The following is a 20,309-nucleotide window of genomic DNA, read 5'->3' on the forward strand; positions in this document are numbered from 1 at the left end:
CTGAGGAGAATCGTGGCCGAGACCACTGCCGAGCAGCCGCTCGAAGAGCTTGACATCGACAGCTACACCACCGAGTCCGAGGTTCCGGTGGAGGGCGAGTACACCTCCGAGTCCCTCGCCTCGCGCTTCGGTGAGCCCCAGCCGGCCGCCGGCCTGGGCCGTCGCAAGAACGCCATCGCCCGCGTCCGGATCGTTCCGGGCACCGGCAAGTGGAAGATCAACGGTCGCACCCTCGAGGACTACTTCCCGAACAAGGTGCACCAGCAGGAAGTCAACGAGCCCTTCAAGGTCCTCGAGCTTGAAGGTCGTTACGACGTCGTCGCCCGTATCTCGGGTGGCGGTGTCTCCGGTCAGGCCGGCGCGCTCCGTCTCGGTGTCGCCCGCGCGCTGAACGAGGCCGACGTCGACAACAACCGCGGCCCGCTGAAGAAGGCCGGCTTCCTCAAGCGCGACGACCGTGCGGTCGAGCGCAAGAAGGCCGGTCTCAAGAAGGCCCGCAAGGCCCCGCAGTACAGCAAGCGCTAAGCGCCAGCTGCCTCTGCACGTACTCCGGTACTCCGAACGCCCCGGCGGCACGCCACTGTGCCACCGGGGCGTTCGTCTTATCACCGGGCGCGGGCGTATAACGGCACAAGACGTTCAAAGGCTTGTGTGATCCGCTGCCCCGGCATGGAATGCCGGAAAGCGGGAGCCACCGGCGGCAGGCGGCAGGGCGGGCGCCGGCTCCGCTTCCCGGCAGTGAAGTTTCCTCAGGAGGACAAGTGGGACGACTCTTCGGCACGGACGGCGTGCGGGGTGTCGCCAACGCGGATCTGACGGCCGAGATGGCTCTCGGTCTCTCCGTGGCGGCGGCGCACGTACTGGCCGAGGCGGGCACCTTTGAAGGCCACCGGCCGACCGCGGTGGTCGGGAGGGACCCGCGCGCGTCCGGGGAGTTCCTGGAGGCCGCCGTGGTCGCCGGTCTCGCGAGCGCCGGTGTGGACGTCCTGCGCGTCGGTGTGCTGCCGACGCCCGCGGTGGCGTATCTCACGGGCTCGCTCGGCGCCGACCTCGGTGTCATGCTCTCCGCCAGCCACAACGCCATGCCCGACAACGGGATCAAGTTCTTCGCCCGCGGCGGCCACAAGCTCGCCGACGAACTGGAGGACAGGATCGAGTCGGTGTACGACTCCCACCGGCACGGCGAGCCGTGGGAGCGGCCGACGGGCGCGGGCGTCGGCCGGGTACGCGACTACGAGGAGGGCTTCGACGACTACGTCGGGCACCTCCTCGGCGTGCTGCCCAACCGCCTGGAGGGCCTGAAGATCGTCCTGGACGAGGCGCACGGCGCCGCCGCCGGGGTGTCGCCGGAGGCGTTCCGGCGGGCCGGCGCCGAGGTCGTCACCATCGGGGCCGAGCCGGACGGGCTCAACATCAACGACGGCTGCGGCTCCACCCACCTGGAGAAGCTGAAGGCCGCCGTCCTCGAGCACGGCGCCGACCTCGGTGTCGCGCACGACGGCGACGCCGACCGCTGCCTGGCCGTGGACCACACCGGTGACGAAGTGGACGGCGACCAGATCCTCGCCGTGCTGGCCCTCGCCATGCGGGAGCGGTCCGTGCTGCGGTCCGACACCGTGGTGGCGACCGTGATGTCCAACCTGGGCTTCAAACTGGCGCTGGAGCGCGAGGGCCTGAAGCTGGTGCAGACGTCCGTCGGCGACCGGTACGTGCTGGAGGAGATGAAGGAGCACGGCTACGCCCTCGGCGGCGAGCAGTCCGGGCACGTCATCATCCTCGACCACGCCACCACCGGCGACGGCACGCTGACCGGACTGCTGCTCGCGGCCCGCGTCGCGCAGACCGGGCGCTCGCTGCGGGAGCTGGCCGGCGTCATGGACCGGCTGCCGCAGGTCCTGATCAACGTCCCCGACGTGGACAGGTCGCGGGTGAGGACGTCGGCGGAGCTCGCGGCGGCCGTCACCGACGCCGAGCGCGAACTCGGCGCCACCGGACGGGTGCTGCTGCGCCCCTCGGGCACCGAGCCGCTGGTCCGCGTGATGGTCGAGGCGGCCGACATCGAGCAGGCCCGGTCCGTGGCCGGCCGCCTGGCCGACGTGGTGAAGTCCGCGCTCGGCTGACACTCCGTCAGGGGGGCGGGGACCGCGCGGCGTGACGCGCCGTGCGGTTCCCGCCGTGTCAGACGGCGTTGACCTTGCGCGGCTGCCGGGACCAGAACCACCTCTGGAGCAGCAGCGTGAACGTGCCCGCCAGGACGATGCCCAGCAGGTTCAGCAGGAGCTGTTCCGAGGAGCCCCAGGTCTGCCGGGTGTCGCCGTAGCTGAGGGCGACGGCCGCGTTGGCGGCGGCCGGCACCGTCGTCACGGAGATGGCGACGCCCACCAGGGCACCGGACTTGGCCGAGGTCAGCGACAGGGTTCCGGCTGTGCCCGCGAGGACGGCCACGATGAACGAGAACCAGTCGGGGGCGTAGACGAAGGCCGTGTTGGGCCGGTCGCCCTCCAACTGCCGTTCGGAGAACAGCCCCAGCGCGTCCATGAACCAACTGAAGCCCACGGTCACCGCCATCGCGACGGCGAACCCCGAGATCAGCGCGATCACCGAGCGCAGGGCCAGCCGGGGCCGGCGCCGCACCATCGCCGTGGAGATCCCGGCCAGCGGCCCGAACTCCGGGCCGACCGCCATCGCCCCGACGATCAGCACCGCGTTGTCCAGCACCACACCGCACGCGGCGATCATGGTGGCCAGGGTGATGAACGCCAGATAGGTCGCGGAGAGCGTCGACTCCTCGTGCGTGGCCTCCGTCAGGTGGTCCCACAGCACCGCGTCCGCGGCTTCGCCGGGCGCGTCCCTCTCCGCCTGTTCGGCCCGCCGGGACAGCGACAGGTCGACGTTCTCGACGGCGATGGCCCCGTCGTCCTCGATGCCCAGTCGCTGGAGCCCGGTGAGGAGCGCGTCGCCCGACTCCCGCGCCACGTCGCACAGGACGAGGTCCCCGGCGGGGTCGCGGGCGGCGCCGGACAGGACGACGAGATGGGCCGTCCCCACCGTCCGCTCGATCAGCCGGACCACGTCCTCGGTCCGGTCGGTAGGCGAGATCAGCCGGAGGTGGAGCATGGGGGCAGCGTAGCCGTCACAGCTTGCGCAGGCTCAGGCGCTGCACCTTGTGGTCCGGGCCCTTGCGGACGACGAGGGTGGCGCGGCCGCGGGTGGGGGCGATGTTCTCCACCAGGTTCGGCTTGTTGATGGTCCGCCACATCGTGCGGGCGTAGTCCAGGGCCTCCTCCTCGGAGACCTGGGTGTACTTGCGGAAGTACGAGGACGGGTTCTGGAACGCCGTCTCGCGCAGCCGCTTGAAGCGGTGCAGGTACCAGCTCTCGATGTCCTCGGCGCGGGCGTCGACGTACACGCTGAAGTCGAAGTAGTCGGCGAGTCCGACGCGGGTGCGGCCGTCCTTGCCCGGCAGGGCGGGCTGGAGCACGTTCAGGCCCTCGACGATCAGGATGTCGGGCCGGCGCACGGTGAGCCGCTTGTCCGGGACGATGTCGTAGATCAGGTGCGAGTAGACGGGGGCGGTGACCTCGTCCTTGCCCGCCTTGATGTCGGCGACGAACCGGGTGAGCGCCCGCCGGTCGTACGACTCCGGGAACCCCTTGCGGGACATCAGGCCGCGCTTCTGCAGCTCCCGGGTGGGCAGCAGGAAGCCGTCGGTGGTGACCAGCTCGACGCGCGGGTGCTCGGGCCAGCGCGACAGCAGCGCCTGCAGCAGACGGGCCACCGTCGACTTGCCCACCGCGACCGAGCCGGCGACCCCTATGACGAAGGGTGTGCCGGACTGGGAGCCCTGCTCGCCGAGGAAGGTGTTCAGCGCGCCGCGCAGGCCGTCGGTGGCACCGACGTAGAGATTGAGCAGGCGGGAGAGCGGGAGGTAGATGTCCCGCACCTCGTCGAGGTCGATGACGTCACCGAGACCGCGCAGCTTCTCGACCTCCTCCGCCGTGAGCGGCAGCGGGGTCTTGTCGCGCAGCGCGCTCCACTCCGAGCGGGTGAGGTCCACGTAGGGAGTCGCCTCCGGCCGCTGCCGGTGGGCGCTCCGGGGGATCGAGGAGACCGGAGAGATCACAGTCCATTGTTACGGCAGTACGAACGGACGGCAGGGTGGGATCCGTCACTCGGCGCCCATCCGGCTGCCTCCGGCCGCCGGAAGCGTTCGTACCACCGTAGGAATTTCCGAAATCGGGCACGATTCGGCCCTTCGCGCTCCGGCTCCGCCCGTAGGCTGCCGCGCATGTGCGGAATCGTGGGATACGTGGGGTCGCAGCCGGCGCTCGACATCGTGATGGCCGGACTGAAGCGGCTCGAATACCAGGGGTACGACTCGGCCGGGGTCGCGGTGCTCGCGGACGGCGGGCTGGCGGCCGGGAAGAAGGCCGGGAAGCTCGTCAACCTCGAGAAGGAGCTGACCGAGCGGCCGCTGCCGACCGGCACCACCGGCATCGGGCACACCCGCTGGGCCACCCACGGCGGCCCCACGGACGCCAACGCCCACCCGCACCTCGACAACGCCGGACGGGTCGCCGTCGTCCACAACGGCATCATCGAGAACTTCGCCGGCCTGCGCGCCGAGCTGGCCGAACGCGGCCATGACCTGGCCTCCGAGACCGACACCGAGGTCGTCGCCCATCTGCTCGCCGAGGAGTTCTCGGCGACGGCCGACCTCGCCGAGGCCATGCGGCTGGTGTGCCGCCGGCTGGAGGGCGCCTTCACGCTGGTCGCCGTGCACGCCGACGAGCCGGACGTCGTGGTGGGCGCCCGGCGCAACTCGCCGCTCGTGGTGGGCGTCGGCGAGGGCGAGGCGTTCCTCGCGTCGGACGTCGCCGCGTTCATCGCCCACACCCGCTCGGCGATCGAGCTGGGCCAGGACCAGGTCGTGGAACTGCGCCGGGACGGGGTGCGGGTCACCGGGTTCGACGGGCGGCCCGCCGACGTGCGTTCCTACGAGGTCGACTGGGACGCCGCCGCCGCCGAGAAGGGCGGCTACGACTACTTCATGCTCAAGGAGATCGCCGAGCAGCCCAAGGCGGTCGCCGACACCCTGCTCGGGCGCATCGACGCGGCCGGCTCGCTCCGGCTCGACGAGGTGCGGATCAGCGCGTCCGAGCTGCGCGAGGTCGACAAGGTCGTCATCGTCGCCTGCGGGACGGCCTTCCACGCCGGGCTCATCGCCAAGTACGCCATCGAGCACTGGACGCGCATCCCCTGCGAGGTGGAGCTGGCGAGCGAGTTCCGGTACCGGGACCCGATCATGGACCAGCAGACCCTGGTCGTCGCCATCTCGCAGTCCGGGGAGACCATGGACACCCTCATGGCGCTGCGGCACGCCCGTGAGCAGGGCGCCAGGGTGCTGGCGATCTGCAACACCAACGGGTCGACGATCCCGCGCGAGTCCGACGCCGTGCTGTACACGCACGCCGGGCCGGAGGTCGCGGTCGCCTCGACGAAGGCGTTCCTGACACAGCTGGTCGCCTGCTATCTGGTGGCGCTGTACCTGGGGCAGGTGCGGGGCACCAAGTGGGGCGACGAGATCCGGGCGGTCATCCGGGACCTCTCACAGATCGCCGGCGCGGTCGACCGGGTGCTGGAGACCATGGAACCCGTGCGGGAGCTGGCGCGGAGCCTCGCCGCGAAGAACACGGTGCTGTTCCTCGGCCGGCACGTCGGCTACCCGGTCGCCCTCGAAGGCGCCCTGAAGCTGAAGGAACTCGCCTACATGCACGCCGAGGGCTTCGCGGCGGGCGAGCTGAAGCACGGTCCGATCGCCCTGATCGAGGACGACCTGCCCGTCGTCGTGGTCGTGCCGTCGCCGCGCGGCCGGTCGGTCCTGCACGACAAGATCGTCTCCAACATCCAGGAGATCCGGGCGCGGGGGGCGCGCACCATCGTCATCGCGGAGGAGGGCGACGAGACGGTCGTGCCGTACGCCGACCACCTCATCCGCATCCCGGCCACCCCGACCCTGCTCCAGCCGCTGGTGGCGACCGTCCCCCTCCAGGTCTTCGCCTGCGAACTGGCCACGGCCCGCGGCAACGAGGTGGACCAGCCGCGCAACCTCGCGAAGTCCGTGACGGTGGAGTAGGCGGCGGCAAAACCCCGGCGCGCGGAGCCGCCCGCCGCCTACGCTCCCCGGCATGACGATCACGTACGCGTGGCGGGGCGACTTCGAGGACGCGGCCGTCGACGCCCTGCACGGCGAGGCGTTCGGGCACGCTCCGACGGGCACCGAGTGGGGCGCGCGGGTGCGCGGGCACAGCCTCGGCTGGGTCTGCGCACACCGGGACGGGCGGCTCGTTGGGTTCGTCAACGTCGTCTGGGACGGCGGTGCGCACGCCTTCCTCCTCGACACGATGGTCGCCTCGGACGCGCGAGGGAGGGGCGTCGGGACCGAACTCGTGGCCGTCGCCGCCGAGGAGGCGCGCTCGGCGGGCTGCCACTGGCTGCACGTCGACTTCGAGGAACGGCTGCGCCCCTTCTACTTCGAGGCGTGCGAGTTCAGGCCGACGGACGCGGGGCTGATCGCCCTGCGCTGACCCGCCGCCCGCTCACCCCGCCGTCCCGTCAGCCCGTCACGTCCCGCCACGCCTCCGGGACGCCCTCCGCCACGTCGTGGGCGGCCAGCGGGGCGCCGTCCGCCGCGAACCGGGCCGACAGCCCGTGCAGATACGCCCCGGCGCTCGCCGCGTCCAGCGGGGCGAGGCCCGCCGCCAGCAGGGAGCCCGCGAGGCCCGACAGGACGTCACCGCTCCCGGCCGTGGCCAGCCAGGAGGTGCCCGTGGGGTTCACCCGGACCGGGCCCGTGCCCCCGGCGCCGGCCACCAGGGTCGTGGAGCCCTTCAGCAGCACGGTCGCCGTGTAGCGCGCCGCCAGCTCGCGCACCGACGTCAGCCGGGCCGCCTCGACCTCCTCACGGGTGACGCCGAGCAGCGCCGCCGCCTCCCCGGCGTGCGGGGTCATCAGCGTCGGCGCCGTCCGCGCCCGTACCGCCTCCGGGTCCGCGAGCCGCAACCCGTCGGCGTCGATCAGCACCGGCACGTCCGTCGACAGGACCTCCGCGACCGTCGCCGCGTCGTCACCGGCGCCCGGCCCGACCACCCACGCCTGGACCCGCCCGGCCTTGCGCGGCCCCCGGTCCGACACCAGCGTCTCCGGGAACCGGGTGATCACCGCGTCCCCTGCCGGGCCCACGTACCGCACCGCCCCGGCCCCGCCGCGCAGCGCCCCCGACACCGCGAGCACGGCGGCCCCCGGATAGCGCGCCGAACCGGCCGCGATGCCGACCACGCCCCGGCGGTACTTGTCGGACTCCGCCGCCGGCACCGGCAACAGCCGCGCCACGTCCGCGTGTTGCAGCGCCTCCAGCTCCACCGCGTCGTGCGGCAGCGCCAGCCCGATGTCGACGAGCCGCACCACACCGGCGTGTTCACGGGCCGGGTCGATCAGCAGCCCCGGCTTGTGCGTGCCGAACGTGACGGTGAGGTCCGCCCGCATCGCCGTCCCACGCACCTCGCCGGTGTCGGCGTCCACACCGCTCGGCAGGTCCACCGCGACCACCGGCACCCGGGCCCGCTCCGCGGCATGCGCGAGCGCCGCCGCCTCCGGGCGCAGCCCGCCCTTGCCGCCGATCCCGACGATGCCGTCCACGACGAGGTCGGCGCGCCCGATCAACTCCCCGCCCGCGTCGGCCGTCGCGCTGCGGCCGCCCGCCTTGCGGAGCGCGGCCAGGCCGCCCGGGTGCGCCCGGTCCGGGGAGAGCAGCACCGCCGTGACACCCGCCCCTCGCCGGGCGAGGCGGGCCCCGGCGTACAGGGCGTCACCGCCGTTGTCGCCGCTGCCGACCAGCAGCACGATCCGGCGGCCGTACACCCGGCCCAGCAGGTCCGCGCAGGCCGCGGCGAGTCCGGCCGCCGCCCGCTGCATCAGCGCGCCCTCGGGGAGCCGTGCCATCAGCTCCCGTTCGGCCGCCCTCACCGTCTCCACGCCGTAAGCAGTCCGCATACGACCGAGTCTGACGCACCGGGCCGCGCCCGGCCCATCGAATCAGCCCTCGGCGATCACCACCGCCGAGGCGACCCCGGCGTCATGGCTGAGGGACACGTGCCAGGACCGCACGCCCAGTTCGGCCGCGCGGGCCGCCACCGTGCCGCGCACCCGCAGCCGGGGCCGCCCGCTGTCCTCGACGTAGACCTCGGCGTCGGTCCACAGCAGGCCCGCCGGGGCGCCGAGCGCCTTCGCGAGGGCCTCCTTGGCAGCGAAGCGCGCGGCGAGCGAGGCGATGCCCCGGCGGTCACCGCCCGGCAGCAGCAACTCACTCTCCAGGAACAGCCGTTCGGCCAGGCCGGGCGTGCGGCGCAGCGCCGCGTCGAACCGGTCGATCTCGGCCACGTCGATGCCGACCCCGATGATGCTCATGCCCAGCACCTTACGGTTCCTCCTTCGGGTGACCCCGCCGCGCGGCGCCTCCCACCGGGCCCGGCGGGCACGCTTCCCTGTGCGCATGATCAGCGGACGTATCGCCTGCCGGAGCATCGCCGTGATGCTCGCGGCGGCCTCCCTGCTGCCCGTCGGCAGCGCCTCGGCGGACCCCGGGCCCCCGGCCACCGGACCCGGTGCCGGCCTCGTACCGGGTGTCCCCCTCGACATGCTCCAGCCCGCCCCGGCCGACACCGCGGACCAGGCCCTGCCGCCGAAGGTGTACGAGCCCAGCGCCGAGGAGGACGCCGTCGAGCCGAAGGCCGCCCCCGACCCCACGCACGACCTCGTCGAGTACGTCACCCCGATGGGCGCCCTCGGCGGCGTGAAGTGCAGCGACGAGGACGGGCCGTACCAGCGCGAGGTCGAGCGGTGGCTGGGGCGGAAGGCCGACGGCGAGCAGTCGCCCGCCGACTGCCGTGCCATCCGCGGCTTCCAGGTCAAGCACAAGATCAAGCCCGCGATCGGCTTCGCGGGTCCCGTCACCTGGGCCACCATGCGGCTGGAGTCGGCCCGCGAGAACCCCAACGCCGCCGGGAAGTGCCCCGTACGGGCGTACCGGGTCGCCTGCGTCGACCTCGACCGGCAGATCGCCTGGGTGCAGACGGGCCGCGAGGTCGTCTTCCAGCCGGTGTCCGTGCGCAGCGGACGCAAGGGCTACGGCACCCGCACCGGATGGCACCGGATCTACTGGCGGCACAAGAACCACGTCTCGACGCTCTACAACAGCCCCATGCCGTACGCGCAGTTCTTCGACGGCGGCCAGGCCTTCCACGGCGTCTACGGCGGCATCTTCACCGAGGTCGGCTCCATGGGCTGCGTCAACATGCGCCTGGACGACGCCCGCGCGCTGTGGAAGCTGCTGAGGAACGGCGACCGCGTCTATGTGTGGGGCCACCGCACGGAGGGCTGAGCGGTGCGTGAGGGGTCCGGCGCGACGGCGTCGCCGGGCCCCTCTGAGACACTGGGGGCGCGATGAGAGAGACAGCACCACAGCGGACCGCGCCCGCGCGTGCCCGCGCCGAGATCGACCTGGCCGCCCTGCGGGCCAACGTGCGGACCCTGCGCGGCCGCGCCCCCGGCGCCGCCCTGATGGCCGTCGTCAAGGCGGACGCGTACGGCCACGGGGCGCTTCCCTGTGCCCGCGCCGCGCTGGAGGCCGGGGCGACCTGGCTGGGCACGGCGACTCCCGAGGAGGCCCTCGCGCTGCGGGCCGCCGGGATCCAGGGCGTACGGATGATGTGCTGGCTGTGGACGCCCGGCGGGCCCTGGCAGGAGGCGATCGAGGCCGACCTCGACGTCTCCGTCAGCGCGATGTGGGCGCTGCGCGAGGTCACCGGGGCCGCCCGGCGGGCCGGGACGCCCGCGCGGGTGCAGCTCAAGGCCGACACCGGTCTCGGGCGGGGCGGCTGCCAGCCCGGCGACGACTGGGCCGAGCTGGTCCGTGAGGCGCTGCGCGCCGAGGCCGACGGCCTGATCCGGATCACCGGGCTGTGGTCCCACTTCGCCTGCGCCGACGAGCCGGGCCACCCCTCCATCGCCGCCCAGCTCGACCGCTTCCGAGAGATGACCGCGTACGCCGAGGAGCGGGGCGCGCGCCCCGAGGTGCGGCACATCGCGAACTCCCCGGCCACCCTCACGCTGCCCGAGAGCCACTTCGACCTGGTCCGCACCGGCATCGCCGTCTACGGCATCTCGCCCAGCCCCGAGCTGGGCAGCGCCGCCGACCTGGGGCTGCGTCCGGTGATGACGCTCTCGGCGTCCCTGGCCCTGGTCAAGCAGGTGCCCGGCGGGCACGGCGTCAGCTACGGGCACCACTACGTCACCCCGGGCGAGACCACCCTCGGTCTCGTCCCGCTCGGGTACGCCGACGGCATCCCGCGGCACGCCTCCGGCGCCGGGCCGGTCCTGGTCGGCGGCAAGTGGCGGACGGTCGCCGGGCGGGTCGCCATGGACCAGTTCGTCGTCGACCTCGGCGGGGACGAGCCCGAGGCGGGCGCGAGGGCCGTGCTGTTCGGCCCCGGCGACGGCGGGGAGCCCACGGCCGAGGACTGGGCGCAGGCCGCGGGGACCATCGCGTACGAGGTCGTCACGCGCATCTCCGGACGCGTTCCCCGCGTCTATGTGGACGAGAGCCGGTAGCCGGGGCCGCCGGTTCCGGGGCGAACCGCGGTGTGTGCCGCCACGCGGTTGCTACCAGTGAGTACATTCATGTGAAAGAGGAACGAGAGGGGTAACCCGTAGCGGGACCCCGCTCGCACCACGGGCACCGTCCACCACCGTCGTCACACCGGCACCGGACCCAGCGAAGAGGAGCGGTACGTGAGCGAGAGCAGCGCGGAGGCCGCCGTCGCGGCCGTCGCCTCCGCCTCGGGGGCGGCCGCGAGCTGGCGCAGGGCGACCGGTCTCGCCGGCGCCGCGATAGGCGTGATCGCGGCCGGCGCGGCCGCCGGTGTCGCCATAGAGCGGATGACCGTGGGCCGGGGCATGCGCCAGAAGGCACGCCTCGCCCTCGACTCGGCGGGACCCTACGGCTCGCTGCGCGGCACCCCCGGCAAGGCGTACGCCGACGACGGCACCGAGCTGTACTACGAGGTCGACGACGTCGACCCCGAGGCCGCGCCCGCGCTCAGCCCCCGCCGTCGCCGGCTGTTCGGGCGCAAGGCGCCGACCCCCGTCACCGTCGTCTTCAGCCACGGCTACTGCCTCAGCCAGGACTCCTGGCACTTCCAGCGGGCCGCGCTGCGGGGCGTCGTGCGCACCGTGCACTGGGACCAGCGCAGCCACGGGCGGTCCGGGCGCGGGGTCGCCCAGACGCAGGAGGACCGGCACGTCGACATCGAGCAGCTCGGCCGGGACCTGAAGGCCGTCATCGACGCGGCGGCGCCCGAGGGACCGCTCGTGCTGGTCGGGCACTCCATGGGCGGGATGACCGTGATGGCGCTCGCCGACCAGTACCCCGAGCTGATCCGCGAGCGCGTCGTCGCCACCGCTCTCGTCGGTACGTCGTCCGGGCGGCTCGGCGAGGTCAACTTCGGGTTGCCCGTCGCGGGGGTGAACGCCGTGCGCCGTGTGCTGCCGGGCGTCCTCAAGGCGCTGGGGCAGCGTGCCGAGCTGGTGGAGAAGGGGCGGCGGGCCACCGCCGACCTGTTCGCGGGGATCATCAAGCGGTACTCGTTCTCGTCGCGGGACGTGGACCCGGCCATCGCCCGGTTCGCCGAGCGGATGATCGAGGGGACGCCGATCGACGTGGTCGCGGAGTTCTACCCGGCCTTCGCCGACCACGACAAGACCGAGGCGCTCGCCCTGTTCACCGGGATGCCGGTCCTCGTGCTGGCCGGCGTGGGCGACCTGGTCACCCCGAGCGAGCACAGCGAGGCCATCGCCGACCTGCTGCCGGAGGCCGAACTGGTGCTGGTGCCGGACGCCGGGCACCTGGTCATGCTGGAGCACCCGGAGGTGGTCACCGACCGCCTCGCGGACCTGCTCACCCGCGCGGGCGCGGTGCCCGCAGGGGCTACGGTTAGTGGCTATGGAAGCACCAGCAGCACCGCACAACGCGGGTGACCTTCAGCTGACCGTCACCTCCCCCGAGCAGATGCGGGAACTCGGCCGGCGACTCGCCAAGCTGCTGCGCGCCGGCGACCTCCTGATGCTCAGCGGGGAGCTCGGCGCGGGCAAGACGACGCTGACCCGGGGGCTCGGCGAGGGCCTGGGGGTCCGGGGCGCGGTGACGTCCCCGACCTTCGTGATCGCCCGGGTCCACCCGTCGCTCGGCGACGGCCCGCCGCTCGTCCACGTCGACGCCTACCGGCTGTCCGGCGGCCTGGACGAGATGGAGGACCTCGACCTGGACGTCTCGCTGCCCGAGTCGGTCGTCGTCGTGGAGTGGGGCGAGGGCAAGGTCGAGGAGCTGACCGAGGAGCGGCTCCAGGTCGTGATCCACCGGGCCGTCGGCGACACCACCGACGAGGTGCGGCAGGTGACGGTGACCGGGCTCGGCGCGCGCTGGGCGGCCGCGGACCTCAGCGTGCTGTCCGCCTGACGTCCCGCGGGCCGGGGCCGGCCGCGCCTCGTTCCGACAACGTGTCGGGAAAACGTTGCGTTCGTGGTCGTGGGCGTGGTCACATGGTAGCCAGTCCGTGGTTAGGCGTGCCTAACCACGCCCGCCCCCGACCTCAGGAGGCGTCCATGCCGGCACCGGAGCACACGGCCCACGGTGAGGCGCGGCCCCACCCGCCGGCCCATGGCGTCCCGCTGTCCGTGCGCGACCTGCTGGCGGCCAACGCCGCCGCGTGGATCGTCTCGACACCCCCGCGCGCACCCGAGCCCCGTCCGGCCGCCGAGCCGCGGCCCGAGGCCGCCTGACCCGAGGGCCCGGCCCGGGCGGTCAGGGGACCACGACCACCGTGCGGCCGATCGTCGCGAACTCCCACATCGCGGTGCCGTCGCCGCGCGACTCGCGGATGCCGCCCGTCCGTGCCGTGGGGTCCGGCTGCGGGGTGCCGCCCGGCACGGCCGCGCTGAAGCCGATCGTCACGTCGTCCACCGTCGCGAACCGCACCACGTGCTCCACGGGCAGCCCGTCGGTCCCGGTGACCGAACTGGAGCGCGACCCGACCGTGTAGGTGCCCGGCGCGGGGTCGACCGATCCGGGGGTCACCCGGAACGTCCGCTTGACCTTGTCGCCGTCCCCGACCAGCCACACCCGGTCGTCGCCCAGGGCGTACACGACCCGCTCGCCGGTGCCGGACAGGGCGGGCAGCGCCTCGGGGTCTCGGTCGTCCCGGGCGGCCTCGGAGGTGACGGCGCGAAGCGAGCCGCCGGGGCGCTCGCCCAGGTCGGGCGGCATGTTCGCGGCGGCCTGGAAGGTGAGGAGGCCGACCGCCACGAGGGCGGCCGCGGTCAGGCCCACGACGAATCCGGAACTGCTGCCCGCCACCGTCACCACCTCAGCGTTCGCTCGCGCCACGTGATCAAGCCGACCGTAGCAGTCACCGTCCGCCCGACCGGGGCGGCACTTCCGGAGGCCCGGGCGCCGTAGGCTGTTCGCGTGCTCTTGCTCGCTCTGGATACCGCCACCCCCGCCGTCACCGTCGCGCTGCACGACGGCACGGACGTCATCGCCTCCTCGAGCCAGGTGGACGCGCGCCGGCACGGCGAGCTGCTGCTGCCGGCCGTCGACCGGGTCCTCGCCGAGGCCGGTGTGCAGCTGGACGCCGTCACCGGCGTCGTCGTGGGCATCGGCCCCGGCCCCTACACCGGACTGCGGGTCGGCCTGATGACCGCCGACACCTTCGGGCTCGTCCTCGGCGTCCCCGTGCACGGCGTGTGCACGCTGGACGGCCTCGCCTACGCCGCCGACATCGAGAAGGGCCCCTTCGTCGTGGCGACCGACGCCCGGCGCAAGGAGGTCTACTGGGCCCGGTACGCCGACTCCCGCACCCGGCTGACCGACCCGGCCGTCGACCGGCCCGCCGACATCGCCGCCGAGGTGGCCGGACTGCCCGCCGTCGGCGCCGGCGCCCTGCTCTACCCCGACACGTTCCCGCGCGCCCACGAGCCCGAGCACGTGTCGGCGGCCGCCCTGGCCGCGCTGGCCGCCGAACGGCTGGCCGCGGGGGAGGAGCTGCCCGCGCCCCGGCCGCTGTACCTGCGCCGCCCCGACGCCCAGGTCCCCAAGAACTACAAGGTGGTCACCCCCAAGTGACCGGACCCGAGACCGCCACCGGCGGAGCCGAGGGCCCCACCCTGCGCGAGATGCGCTGGTGGGACATCGACCCCGTGCTGGAGCTGGAGAAGGAACTCTTCCCGGAGGACGCCTGGTCCCGGGGCATGTTCTGGTCCGAACTCGCCCACTCCCGCGGGCCCGAGGCCACCCGCCGCTACGTCGTCGCCGAGCGGGACGGGCGCCTCGTCGGCTACGCCGGGCTCGCCTCCGCCGGCGACCTGGCCGACGTCCAGACCATCGCCGTCGCCCGCGACCACTGGGGGACCGGACTCGGTGGCCGGCTGCTGGCCGAACTGCTCCGCGCGGCCACCGAGTTCGAGTGCGCCGAGGTGATGCTGGAGTGCCGGGTGGACAACGTCCGCGCGCAGAAGCTCTACGAGCGCTTCGGCTTCGAGGCCATCGGCTTCCGGCGCGGCTACTACCAGCCGGGGAACGTGGACGCCCTGGTGATGCGACTGACCACAGCGCCCGACAGCGGCAGCGCCGCGGGTGACGACTCCGTACAAGGAACTGAGATCAATGGCTGACTCGCGGGACGAACCCCTCGTTCTGGGCATCGAGACCTCGTGCGACGAGACCGGCGTCGGCATCGTCCGCGGCACCACCCTGCTCGCCGACGCCGTGGCCTCCAGCGTCGACGAGCACGCCCGCTTCGGCGGTGTCGTGCCCGAGGTCGCCTCCCGGGCCCATCTGGAGGCCATGGTCCCGACCATCGACCGGGCGCTGAAGGAGGCGGGCGTCAGCGCCCGCGACCTCGACGGTGTCGCCGTCACGGCCGGTCCCGGCCTCGCGGGCGCGCTGCTGGTCGGCGTGTCGGCGGCCAAGGCGTACGCCTACGCCCTCGGCAAGCCGCTGTACGGCGTCAACCACCTCGCCTCGCACATCTGCGTGGACCAGCTGGAGCACGGGCCGCTCCCGGAGCCGACGATGGCGCTGCTGGTGTCCGGCGGGCACTCCTCGCTGCTGCTGTCCTCCGACATCACCTCCGACGTGCGCCCGATGGGCGCGACCATCGACGACGCGGCGGGCGAGGCGTTCGACAAGATCGCCCGCGTGCTGAACCTCGGCTTCCCCGGCGGCCCCGTCATCGACCGCTACGCCCGCGAGGGCGACCCGGAGGCGATCGCCTTCCCGCGCGGTCTGACCGGCCCGCGCGACCCGGCGTACGACTTCTCCTTCTCCGGCCTGAAGACCGCCGTCGCCCGCTGGATCGAGGCGAAGCGGGCCGTCGGCGAGGAGGTGCCGGTGCGGGACGTCGCGGCGTCCTTCCAGGAGGCGGTCGTCGACGTGCTGACCCGCAAGGCCGTACGGGCCTGCAAGGACGAGGGCGTCGACCATCTGATGATCGGCGGTGGCGTGGCCGCCAACTCCCGGCTGCGGGCGCTGGCCCAGGAGCGCTGCGAGGCGGCCGGCATCCGGCTGCGGGTGCCCCGGCCGAAGCTGTGCACGGACAACGGCGCGATGGTCGCCGCGCTCGGCGCCGAGATGGTCGCGCGCAACCGGGCGGCGTCCGACTGGGACCTGTCGGCGGACTCCTCGCTGCCGGTCACGGACCCGCATGTGCCGGGCACCGGGCACGACCATGTGCACGAGGTGAGCAAGGAGAACCTGTACTCGTGACCGTCGCCCTGATGTGGGAGGCGCGGGCGGTGCCCGGGCGGGGCGAGGACCTGCTCGCCTGGGCGCGGGCGCAGGAGCTGCCCCGGCCGCCGCTGCGCCGGGAGACCTTCCGGGCCGCGCAGGACCGGGTCCTGGTCGTCACGTGGTGGGACGCGGCCGCCGACGCCGACGTCCCGGAACTGCCGGAACCCGACGGCGAGCTGGTCACCCGGGCCGTGCACCGGTGGCGGTTCGAGTCGCTCGGCACGGAGGGTTCCGGCCGGTCCGGCGACTGAGGGGGCCGCCCCCGCGACCATCCCGGATCGAAGGTTTCGTTCCCGGTTTCGAATGTTCCGGTGAAGGGAGTGGGCCGGAGGGGGTTCGTCCTCGGGCCGGGCGGGGTTACGATCGCCGCCATGACAGCCCGTGAGACCGCCGCATCCCGGACGGCCGAGCCGGACAACCGGCCGGCACCGCCGACGGCCCCGACGACCGGCCGGTCCGGGCGGACGGCCACGCTCGCCGAGATCGCCCGCGAGGCCGGCGTCTCGGCCCCGACTGTTTCGAAGGTCCTCAACGGACGCGCGGACGTCGCCCCGGGCACCCGCAGCCGCGTCGAGGAGCTGCTGCGCACCCACGGCTACCGCCGCCGCCGGGCCGAGACCGGCCGCTCGCCCCTGATCGACCTGGTCTTCCACGAACTGGAGAGCGCCTGGGCGATGGAGGTCATCCGGGGCGTCGAGAACGTGGCCCGGGACGCGGGGCTGAGCGTCGTGCTCAGCGAGAGCGCGGGGCGCCACACCCCGGGCCGGACCTGGGCCGACCAGGTCGCCGCGCGCCGCCCGCACGGGGTGATCCTCGTGCTGTCCGGCCTCGACGAGCCCCAGCGGGCGCTGCTGACCAGTCGTTCCATCCCGTTCGTGGTGATGGACCCGGCGGGCGACCCGGGCGCCGACGTGCCGTCCATCGGCGCGACCAACTGGCAGGGCGGCCTCGCCGCCACCCGCCATCTCATCGAGCTCGGGCACCGGCGGATCGGCGCGATCACCGGGCCGTCCCGGATGATGTGCAGCCGCGCCCGCCTCGACGGTTACCGCGCCGCCCTGGAGACCGCCGGGCTGACGGTCGACCAGGACCTGATCAGGACCGGCGACTTCCACCACGAGACCGGCTACCGGGAGGGCCTGGACCTGCTGCGCCGCCCGGACCGGCCCACCGCGGTCTTCGCCGGCAACGACCTGCAGGCGCTCGGTCTGTACGAGGCCGCGCGGGAGCTCGGGCTGCGGGTGCCGGAGGACCTCAGCGTCGTCGGGTTCGACGACCTGCCGGTCGCGCGCTGGGTCGGGCCGCCGCTGACCACCGTGCGGCAGCCGCTGACGGAGATGGCGGAGGCGGCGGCCAAGCTGGTGCTGGACCTGGCCAGGGAGCAGCCCACGGCGACCAGGGTGGACCTGGCGACGAGCCTGGTGGTGCGCAGCAGCACGGCCCCGGCACCCCAGCGGTGACACCCGGCGCGAAACATTCGGCTGCCCCCTGAGAGAAGTCTGAGAATTTCGCGAGAAAAGCCGCCCTGGGCTGTCTGGCCGTAATAATTCGGACGTACGTTCCTGTCCATGAGGGGAAGCGGGCGGGGATCGGGTGGGGACGACGGGGGACGCGGACGCCGGCGGGCGACCGTGTGGCGCAGGGCGGGGATCGCCCTCGCGGCCTTACTGGCCCTGGCGGTCGGGGCGGCGGCCTGGGCCTACCGGCATCTCGACGACAACATCACCGGTGTCGACATCGACCAGGCGCTGGGCGACGACCGTCCGCCCCGGGTCATGACGACCCCGTCGCCGTCGGCGTCACCGCTGCCGACGGAGGCGCTGAACATCCTGGTCCTCGGCTCGGACTCGCGCAGCGGCGCGGCCAACAAGAAGCTCGGCGGCGGTGACAGCGGGGGCGCCCGCTCGGACACGGCGATGGTGTTCCACATCGACGCCGGCCGCACCACGGCCACGGTCGTGAGCATCCCGCGCGACACCCTGGTCACCCGGCCGTCCTGCCCGCTGCCGTCGGGCGGCTCGACCCGGAAGGCGTACCAGGCCATGTTCAACAGCGCCTACGCGCTGGGCGGTCCGGTCTGCGCGGTCAAGACGGCCGAGTCGCTGACCGGTGTGCGGATGGACCACTACGTCGAGCTCGACTTCTCCGGGTTCGCGAAGCTGGTGGACGCCCTCGGCGGGGTCACCGTCACCACGGACGAGGACATCCACGACGACGACAGCCACCTGGACCTCGCGGCCGGCACCCACCACCTCGACGGCAAGCAGGCGCTGGCGCTGGCCCGCACCCGGCACGGCATCGGCAACGGAAGCGACCTGGGCCGTATCGAGCTCCAGCAGAAGCTGGTGAAGGCGCTGCTCGACCAGATCTCCGCCACCGACCTGCTCACCGACCCCGCGCGGCTCTACCGCGTCGCCGACGCGGTCACCGGCGCCCTGACCACGGACACGGGGCTGGACTCGCTGAGCGAGCTGACCGGCCTCGGGCAGAGCCTGCGGGGGCTGGCGTCGGACGGCGTGAAGACCCTGACCATGCCGGTCGTGCCCGCGCCGTCCAACCACAACCGGGTGGTCGCGGACGAGCCGGAGGCGAGCGAACTGTGGAAGTCGCTGCGCTGAAAGAAGCTTTTCCGGGAAATCCTCGAGGACGTGTCGATCCGGCGCCCGGCCGTTCGACGCAGGGGTGAGAGGCCGGGAAGGGCCCGGCCACCGCAGCACGAGGAGTCACCATGCCCCGATACCTGTCGCTCGTGAAGATCGACGAGGCGTCCGCCCCCGCCGAGGGCCCGAGCCCCGAACTGATGCGGCGCATGGGCGAGCTGATCGAGGAGGTCACCAAGGCCGGCGTCATGCTCGACACGGCCGGGCTGCTGCCGTCCGCGCAGGGCACCCGCGTGCACTGGGAGGGCGGCCGGATCTCCGTCACCGACGGGCCCTTCACCGAGGCCAAGGAGGTCGTCGGCGGGTACGCGATCATGCAGTGCAAGGACAAGGCCGAGGCCATCGAGTGGACCACCCGGTTCCTGAAGGTCCACGAGGAGTTCTGGACCGTCACCTGCGAGGTGCGGGAGATCGCCGAGGGGTGACCGCGCCCGCTGGGCCGCCGGACGGGCAGGGTGTTCGATGGTGGGCTGTGGAGACACCGCGCAGCATCGACACCCGGTCCGCCCTCGACACCGTGTTCCGCCTCGAGTTCCCCCGTGTCGTCGCCGCCGTCACCCGGATCGTCCGGGACGTCGGCATCGCCGAGGAGCTGGCCCAGGACGCCCTGGTCGCCGCGTTGGAGCAGTGGCCGCGCGACGGCGTGCCCGACCGGCCGGGCGCCTGGCTCACCGCCGCCGCCCGGCACCGCGCCGTCGACCTGGTCCGGCGCCGGGAGAACTACGCCCGCAAGCTCCGGGAGATCGGCCGGACCCTGGAGGACGTGCCGCCGCCGGAGCCCGCCGACCCCGACGCCATCGACGACGACCTGCTCCGGCTCGTCTTCACCACCTGCCATCCCGTGCTGTCCCCGGAGGCCCGCACGGCCCTCACCCTGCGCCTCGTCGGCGGTCTGACCACCGCCGAGATCGCCCGCGCCTACCTGGTGCCCGAGGCCACGGTCGCCCAGCGCGTGGTCCGCGCCAAGCGCACCCTCGCCACCCGGAACGTCGCCTTCGAGGTGCCGTACGGGCCCGACCGGGAGGCTCGGCTCGGCTCCGTCCTCGACGTCATCTACCTGATCTTCAACGAGGGGTACGCGGCGACCGCGGGCGACGACTGGCTGCGCCCCGCGCTGTGCGAGGACGCGCTGCGGCTGGCCCGGCAGCTCGCCGCGCTGATGCCGAAGGAACCCGAGGTGCACGCCCTGGCCTCACTCCTGGAGTTCCAGGCGTCCCGTACGGCCGCCCGCACCGCCCCCGACGGCACGCCCGTCCTGCTGCGCGATCAGAGCCGGCGCCGCTGGAACCGCATGCTGATCGCCCGGGGCATCACCGCCCTGGACCGGGCGGGCGCGACGGCCACGGGCGCCCCCGGCCCGTACGCCCTCCAGGCCGCCATCGCCGCCTGCCACGCGCACGCGTACCGCTACGAGGACACCGACTGGGGGACCATCGCCACGCTGTACCGGCTGCTCGCCGCCCGGTCGCCGTCGCCGGTCGTGGAGCTGAACCGGGCGGTCGCCGTCTCGATGGCCGAGGGCCCCGGGCCCGCCCTGGAGATCGTCGACGCCCTCGCGGGAGAACCGGCGCTGCGGGACTACCACCTGCTGCCGAGCGTGCGCGGCGACCTGCTGCTGCGCCTCGGCCGTACGGCGGAGGCGCGGGCGGAGTTCGAGCGAGCGGCGGCGCTGACGCGCAACGGGCCGGAGCGGGAGATGCTGCGCAGACGCGCGGCGGACATCCGGTTCGGCTAGTGCTGTGACCGGA

General features: G+C 73.6%; 22 protein-coding genes. 17 read left to right on the plus strand and 5 right to left on the minus strand.

Going from position 1 to position 20,309, the window contains the following annotated elements; translation table 11 throughout:
* Window positions 1–12: 12 nt before the first annotated feature.
* Together rpsI and glmM are read left to right on the plus strand one after the other, a co-directional pair.
* Window positions 13–525: a 30S ribosomal protein S9 gene (rpsI, locus tag F8R89_RS21210; protein ID WP_062664011.1), complete on the plus strand. Its 513-nt coding sequence runs from the start codon at window positions 13–15 to the stop codon at window positions 523–525.
* 236 nt (window positions 526–761) lie between these two features.
* A complete protein-coding gene (glmM, locus tag F8R89_RS21215; protein WP_151785414.1) occupies window positions 762–2,120 on the plus strand; it encodes a phosphoglucosamine mutase in 1,359 nt (452 codons plus the stop codon).
* A 58-nt stretch (window positions 2,121–2,178) separates the two neighbouring features.
* Here glmM and F8R89_RS21220 read toward each other — a convergent pair whose 3' ends face one another.
* Window positions 2,179–3,117, minus strand: coding sequence for a DUF389 domain-containing protein (locus tag F8R89_RS21220; RefSeq protein WP_151785415.1), 939 nt, complete (start codon window positions 3,115–3,117; stop codon window positions 2,179–2,181).
* Between the two features lie 16 nt (window positions 3,118–3,133).
* Window positions 3,134–4,123 (minus strand): type I pantothenate kinase, encoded by a 990-nt coding sequence (gene coaA / locus F8R89_RS21225; protein WP_151785416.1) that lies wholly within the window; start codon window positions 4,121–4,123, stop codon window positions 3,134–3,136.
* 165 nt (window positions 4,124–4,288) lie between these two features.
* Between coaA and glmS the strand changes: the two genes are divergently transcribed.
* On the plus strand, window positions 4,289–6,136 hold the full coding sequence (gene glmS, locus F8R89_RS21230) for a glutamine--fructose-6-phosphate transaminase (isomerizing) (protein ID WP_151785417.1): 1,848 nt from the start codon (window positions 4,289–4,291) through the stop codon (window positions 6,134–6,136).
* Between the two features lie 52 nt (window positions 6,137–6,188).
* Window positions 6,189–6,587 carry a GNAT family N-acetyltransferase gene (locus F8R89_RS21235; protein WP_151785418.1) on the plus strand — a complete coding sequence of 133 codons (399 nt, stop codon included), beginning with the start codon at window positions 6,189–6,191 and terminating at the stop codon, window positions 6,585–6,587.
* 28 nt (window positions 6,588–6,615) lie between these two features.
* Here the strand turns inward: F8R89_RS21235 and F8R89_RS21240 are convergent, their stop codons facing one another.
* Both F8R89_RS21240 and F8R89_RS21245 read right to left on the minus strand, forming a co-directional pair.
* A complete protein-coding gene (locus F8R89_RS21240; protein ID WP_151785419.1) occupies window positions 6,616–8,052 on the minus strand; it encodes an NAD(P)H-hydrate dehydratase in 1,437 nt (478 codons plus the stop codon).
* Between the two features lie 42 nt (window positions 8,053–8,094).
* Complete coding sequence (locus F8R89_RS21245) at window positions 8,095–8,466, minus strand: holo-ACP synthase (RefSeq protein ID WP_151785420.1); 372 nt, start codon at window positions 8,464–8,466, stop codon at window positions 8,095–8,097.
* 85 nt (window positions 8,467–8,551) lie between these two features.
* On the opposite strand from F8R89_RS21245, the gene F8R89_RS21250 reads away from it, so the two are divergent.
* From F8R89_RS21250 to F8R89_RS36240, 5 genes are all read left to right on the plus strand, one after another.
* Window positions 8,552–9,439: a L,D-transpeptidase family protein gene (locus F8R89_RS21250; RefSeq protein ID WP_225994451.1), complete on the plus strand. Its 888-nt coding sequence runs from the start codon at window positions 8,552–8,554 to the stop codon at window positions 9,437–9,439.
* 62 nt (window positions 9,440–9,501) lie between these two features.
* Entirely contained in the window at window positions 9,502–10,668 is a 1,167-nt protein-coding gene (gene alr / locus F8R89_RS21255) for an alanine racemase (protein ID WP_151785421.1), read from the plus strand.
* Window positions 10,669–10,848: 180 nt separating this feature from the next.
* Window positions 10,849–12,093: an alpha/beta fold hydrolase gene (locus F8R89_RS21260; protein ID WP_151785422.1), complete on the plus strand. Its 1,245-nt coding sequence runs from the start codon at window positions 10,849–10,851 to the stop codon at window positions 12,091–12,093.
* Entirely contained in the window at window positions 12,059–12,571 is a 513-nt protein-coding gene (gene tsaE / locus F8R89_RS21265) for a tRNA (adenosine(37)-N6)-threonylcarbamoyltransferase complex ATPase subunit type 1 TsaE (RefSeq protein WP_151785423.1), read from the plus strand. The genes F8R89_RS21260 and tsaE overlap by 35 nt, the downstream gene beginning before the upstream one ends.
* A 146-nt stretch (window positions 12,572–12,717) precedes the next feature.
* A complete protein-coding gene (locus tag F8R89_RS36240; protein WP_192806182.1) occupies window positions 12,718–12,894 on the plus strand; it encodes a hypothetical protein in 177 nt (58 codons plus the stop codon).
* Window positions 12,895–12,916: 22 nt separating this feature from the next.
* Here F8R89_RS36240 and F8R89_RS21270 read toward each other — a convergent pair whose 3' ends face one another.
* Window positions 12,917–13,468: a hypothetical protein gene (locus F8R89_RS21270; RefSeq protein WP_151785424.1), complete on the minus strand. Its 552-nt coding sequence runs from the start codon at window positions 13,466–13,468 to the stop codon at window positions 12,917–12,919.
* Window positions 13,469–13,579: 111 nt separating this feature from the next.
* On the opposite strand from F8R89_RS21270, the gene tsaB reads away from it, so the two are divergent.
* The 8 genes from tsaB (at window position 13,580) to F8R89_RS21310 (ending at window position 20,296) form a co-directional block, all read left to right on the plus strand.
* Entirely contained in the window at window positions 13,580–14,236 is a 657-nt protein-coding gene (tsaB, locus tag F8R89_RS21275) for a tRNA (adenosine(37)-N6)-threonylcarbamoyltransferase complex dimerization subunit type 1 TsaB (RefSeq protein ID WP_151785425.1), read from the plus strand.
* Window positions 14,237–14,286: 50 nt separating this feature from the next.
* Entirely contained in the window at window positions 14,287–14,784 is a 498-nt protein-coding gene (gene rimI, locus F8R89_RS21280; RefSeq protein WP_151788228.1) for a ribosomal protein S18-alanine N-acetyltransferase, read from the plus strand.
* Complete coding sequence (tsaD, locus tag F8R89_RS21285) at window positions 14,777–15,877, plus strand: tRNA (adenosine(37)-N6)-threonylcarbamoyltransferase complex transferase subunit TsaD (RefSeq protein WP_108708281.1); 1,101 nt, start codon at window positions 14,777–14,779, stop codon at window positions 15,875–15,877. The genes rimI and tsaD overlap by 8 nt, the downstream gene beginning before the upstream one ends.
* The gene (locus F8R89_RS21290) at window positions 15,874–16,152 is read left to right on the plus strand and encodes a hypothetical protein (RefSeq protein WP_151785426.1); all 279 of its coding nucleotides are present in this window, start codon (window positions 15,874–15,876) and stop codon (window positions 16,150–16,152) included. Before tsaD ends, F8R89_RS21290 begins: the two co-directional genes overlap by 4 nt.
* Window positions 16,153–16,272: 120 nt before the next feature.
* A complete protein-coding gene (locus tag F8R89_RS21295; RefSeq protein ID WP_151785427.1) occupies window positions 16,273–17,361 on the plus strand; it encodes a LacI family DNA-binding transcriptional regulator in 1,089 nt (362 codons plus the stop codon).
* A gap of 108 nt (window positions 17,362–17,469) precedes the next feature.
* Window positions 17,470–18,519 carry an LCP family protein gene (locus F8R89_RS21300; RefSeq protein ID WP_151785428.1) on the plus strand — a complete coding sequence of 350 codons (1,050 nt, stop codon included), beginning with the start codon at window positions 17,470–17,472 and terminating at the stop codon, window positions 18,517–18,519.
* 110 nt (window positions 18,520–18,629) lie between these two features.
* Complete coding sequence (locus tag F8R89_RS21305; RefSeq protein WP_151785429.1) at window positions 18,630–18,986, plus strand: YciI family protein; 357 nt, start codon at window positions 18,630–18,632, stop codon at window positions 18,984–18,986.
* Between the two features lie 47 nt (window positions 18,987–19,033).
* Window positions 19,034–20,296: an RNA polymerase sigma factor gene (locus tag F8R89_RS21310; RefSeq protein WP_192806183.1), complete on the plus strand. Its 1,263-nt coding sequence runs from the start codon at window positions 19,034–19,036 to the stop codon at window positions 20,294–20,296.
* Window positions 20,297–20,309 lie beyond the last annotated feature (13 nt).

The organism is Streptomyces sp. SS1-1 (assembly GCF_008973465.1).
In the GTDB taxonomy this organism is placed as follows: domain Bacteria; phylum Actinomycetota; class Actinomycetes; order Streptomycetales; family Streptomycetaceae; genus Streptomyces.

Bases quoted from the DNA above. Each gene is read 5' to 3' on its own strand.
- F8R89_RS21245 (WP_151785420.1), bottom strand. From the start codon at position 8,466: ATGAGCATCATCGGGGTCGGCATCGACGTGGCCGAGATCGACCGGTTC.
- F8R89_RS21240 (WP_151785419.1), bottom strand. From the start codon at position 8,052: ATGCGGACTGCTTACGGCGTGGAGACGGTGAGGGCGGCCGAACGGGAG.
- F8R89_RS36240 (WP_192806182.1), top strand. From the start codon at position 12,718: ATGCCGGCACCGGAGCACACGGCCCACGGTGAGGCGCGGCCCCACCCG.
- F8R89_RS21305 (WP_151785429.1), top strand. From the start codon at position 18,630: ATGCCCCGATACCTGTCGCTCGTGAAGATCGACGAGGCGTCCGCCCCC.
- F8R89_RS21235 (WP_151785418.1), top strand. From the start codon at position 6,189: ATGACGATCACGTACGCGTGGCGGGGCGACTTCGAGGACGCGGCCGTC.
- rimI (WP_151788228.1), top strand. From the start codon at position 14,287: ATGCGCTGGTGGGACATCGACCCCGTGCTGGAGCTGGAGAAGGAACTC.
- tsaE (WP_151785423.1), top strand. From the start codon at position 12,059: ATGGAAGCACCAGCAGCACCGCACAACGCGGGTGACCTTCAGCTGACC.
- F8R89_RS21250 (WP_225994451.1), top strand. From the start codon at position 8,552: ATGATCAGCGGACGTATCGCCTGCCGGAGCATCGCCGTGATGCTCGCG.
- F8R89_RS21295 (WP_151785427.1), top strand. From the start codon at position 16,273: ATGACAGCCCGTGAGACCGCCGCATCCCGGACGGCCGAGCCGGACAAC.
- F8R89_RS21220 (WP_151785415.1), bottom strand. From the start codon at position 3,117: ATGCTCCACCTCCGGCTGATCTCGCCTACCGACCGGACCGAGGACGTG.
- alr (WP_151785421.1), top strand. From the start codon at position 9,502: ATGAGAGAGACAGCACCACAGCGGACCGCGCCCGCGCGTGCCCGCGCC.
- F8R89_RS21300 (WP_151785428.1), top strand. From the start codon at position 17,470: ATGAGGGGAAGCGGGCGGGGATCGGGTGGGGACGACGGGGGACGCGGA.
- glmS (WP_151785417.1), top strand. From the start codon at position 4,289: ATGTGCGGAATCGTGGGATACGTGGGGTCGCAGCCGGCGCTCGACATC.
- tsaD (WP_108708281.1), top strand. From the start codon at position 14,777: ATGGCTGACTCGCGGGACGAACCCCTCGTTCTGGGCATCGAGACCTCG.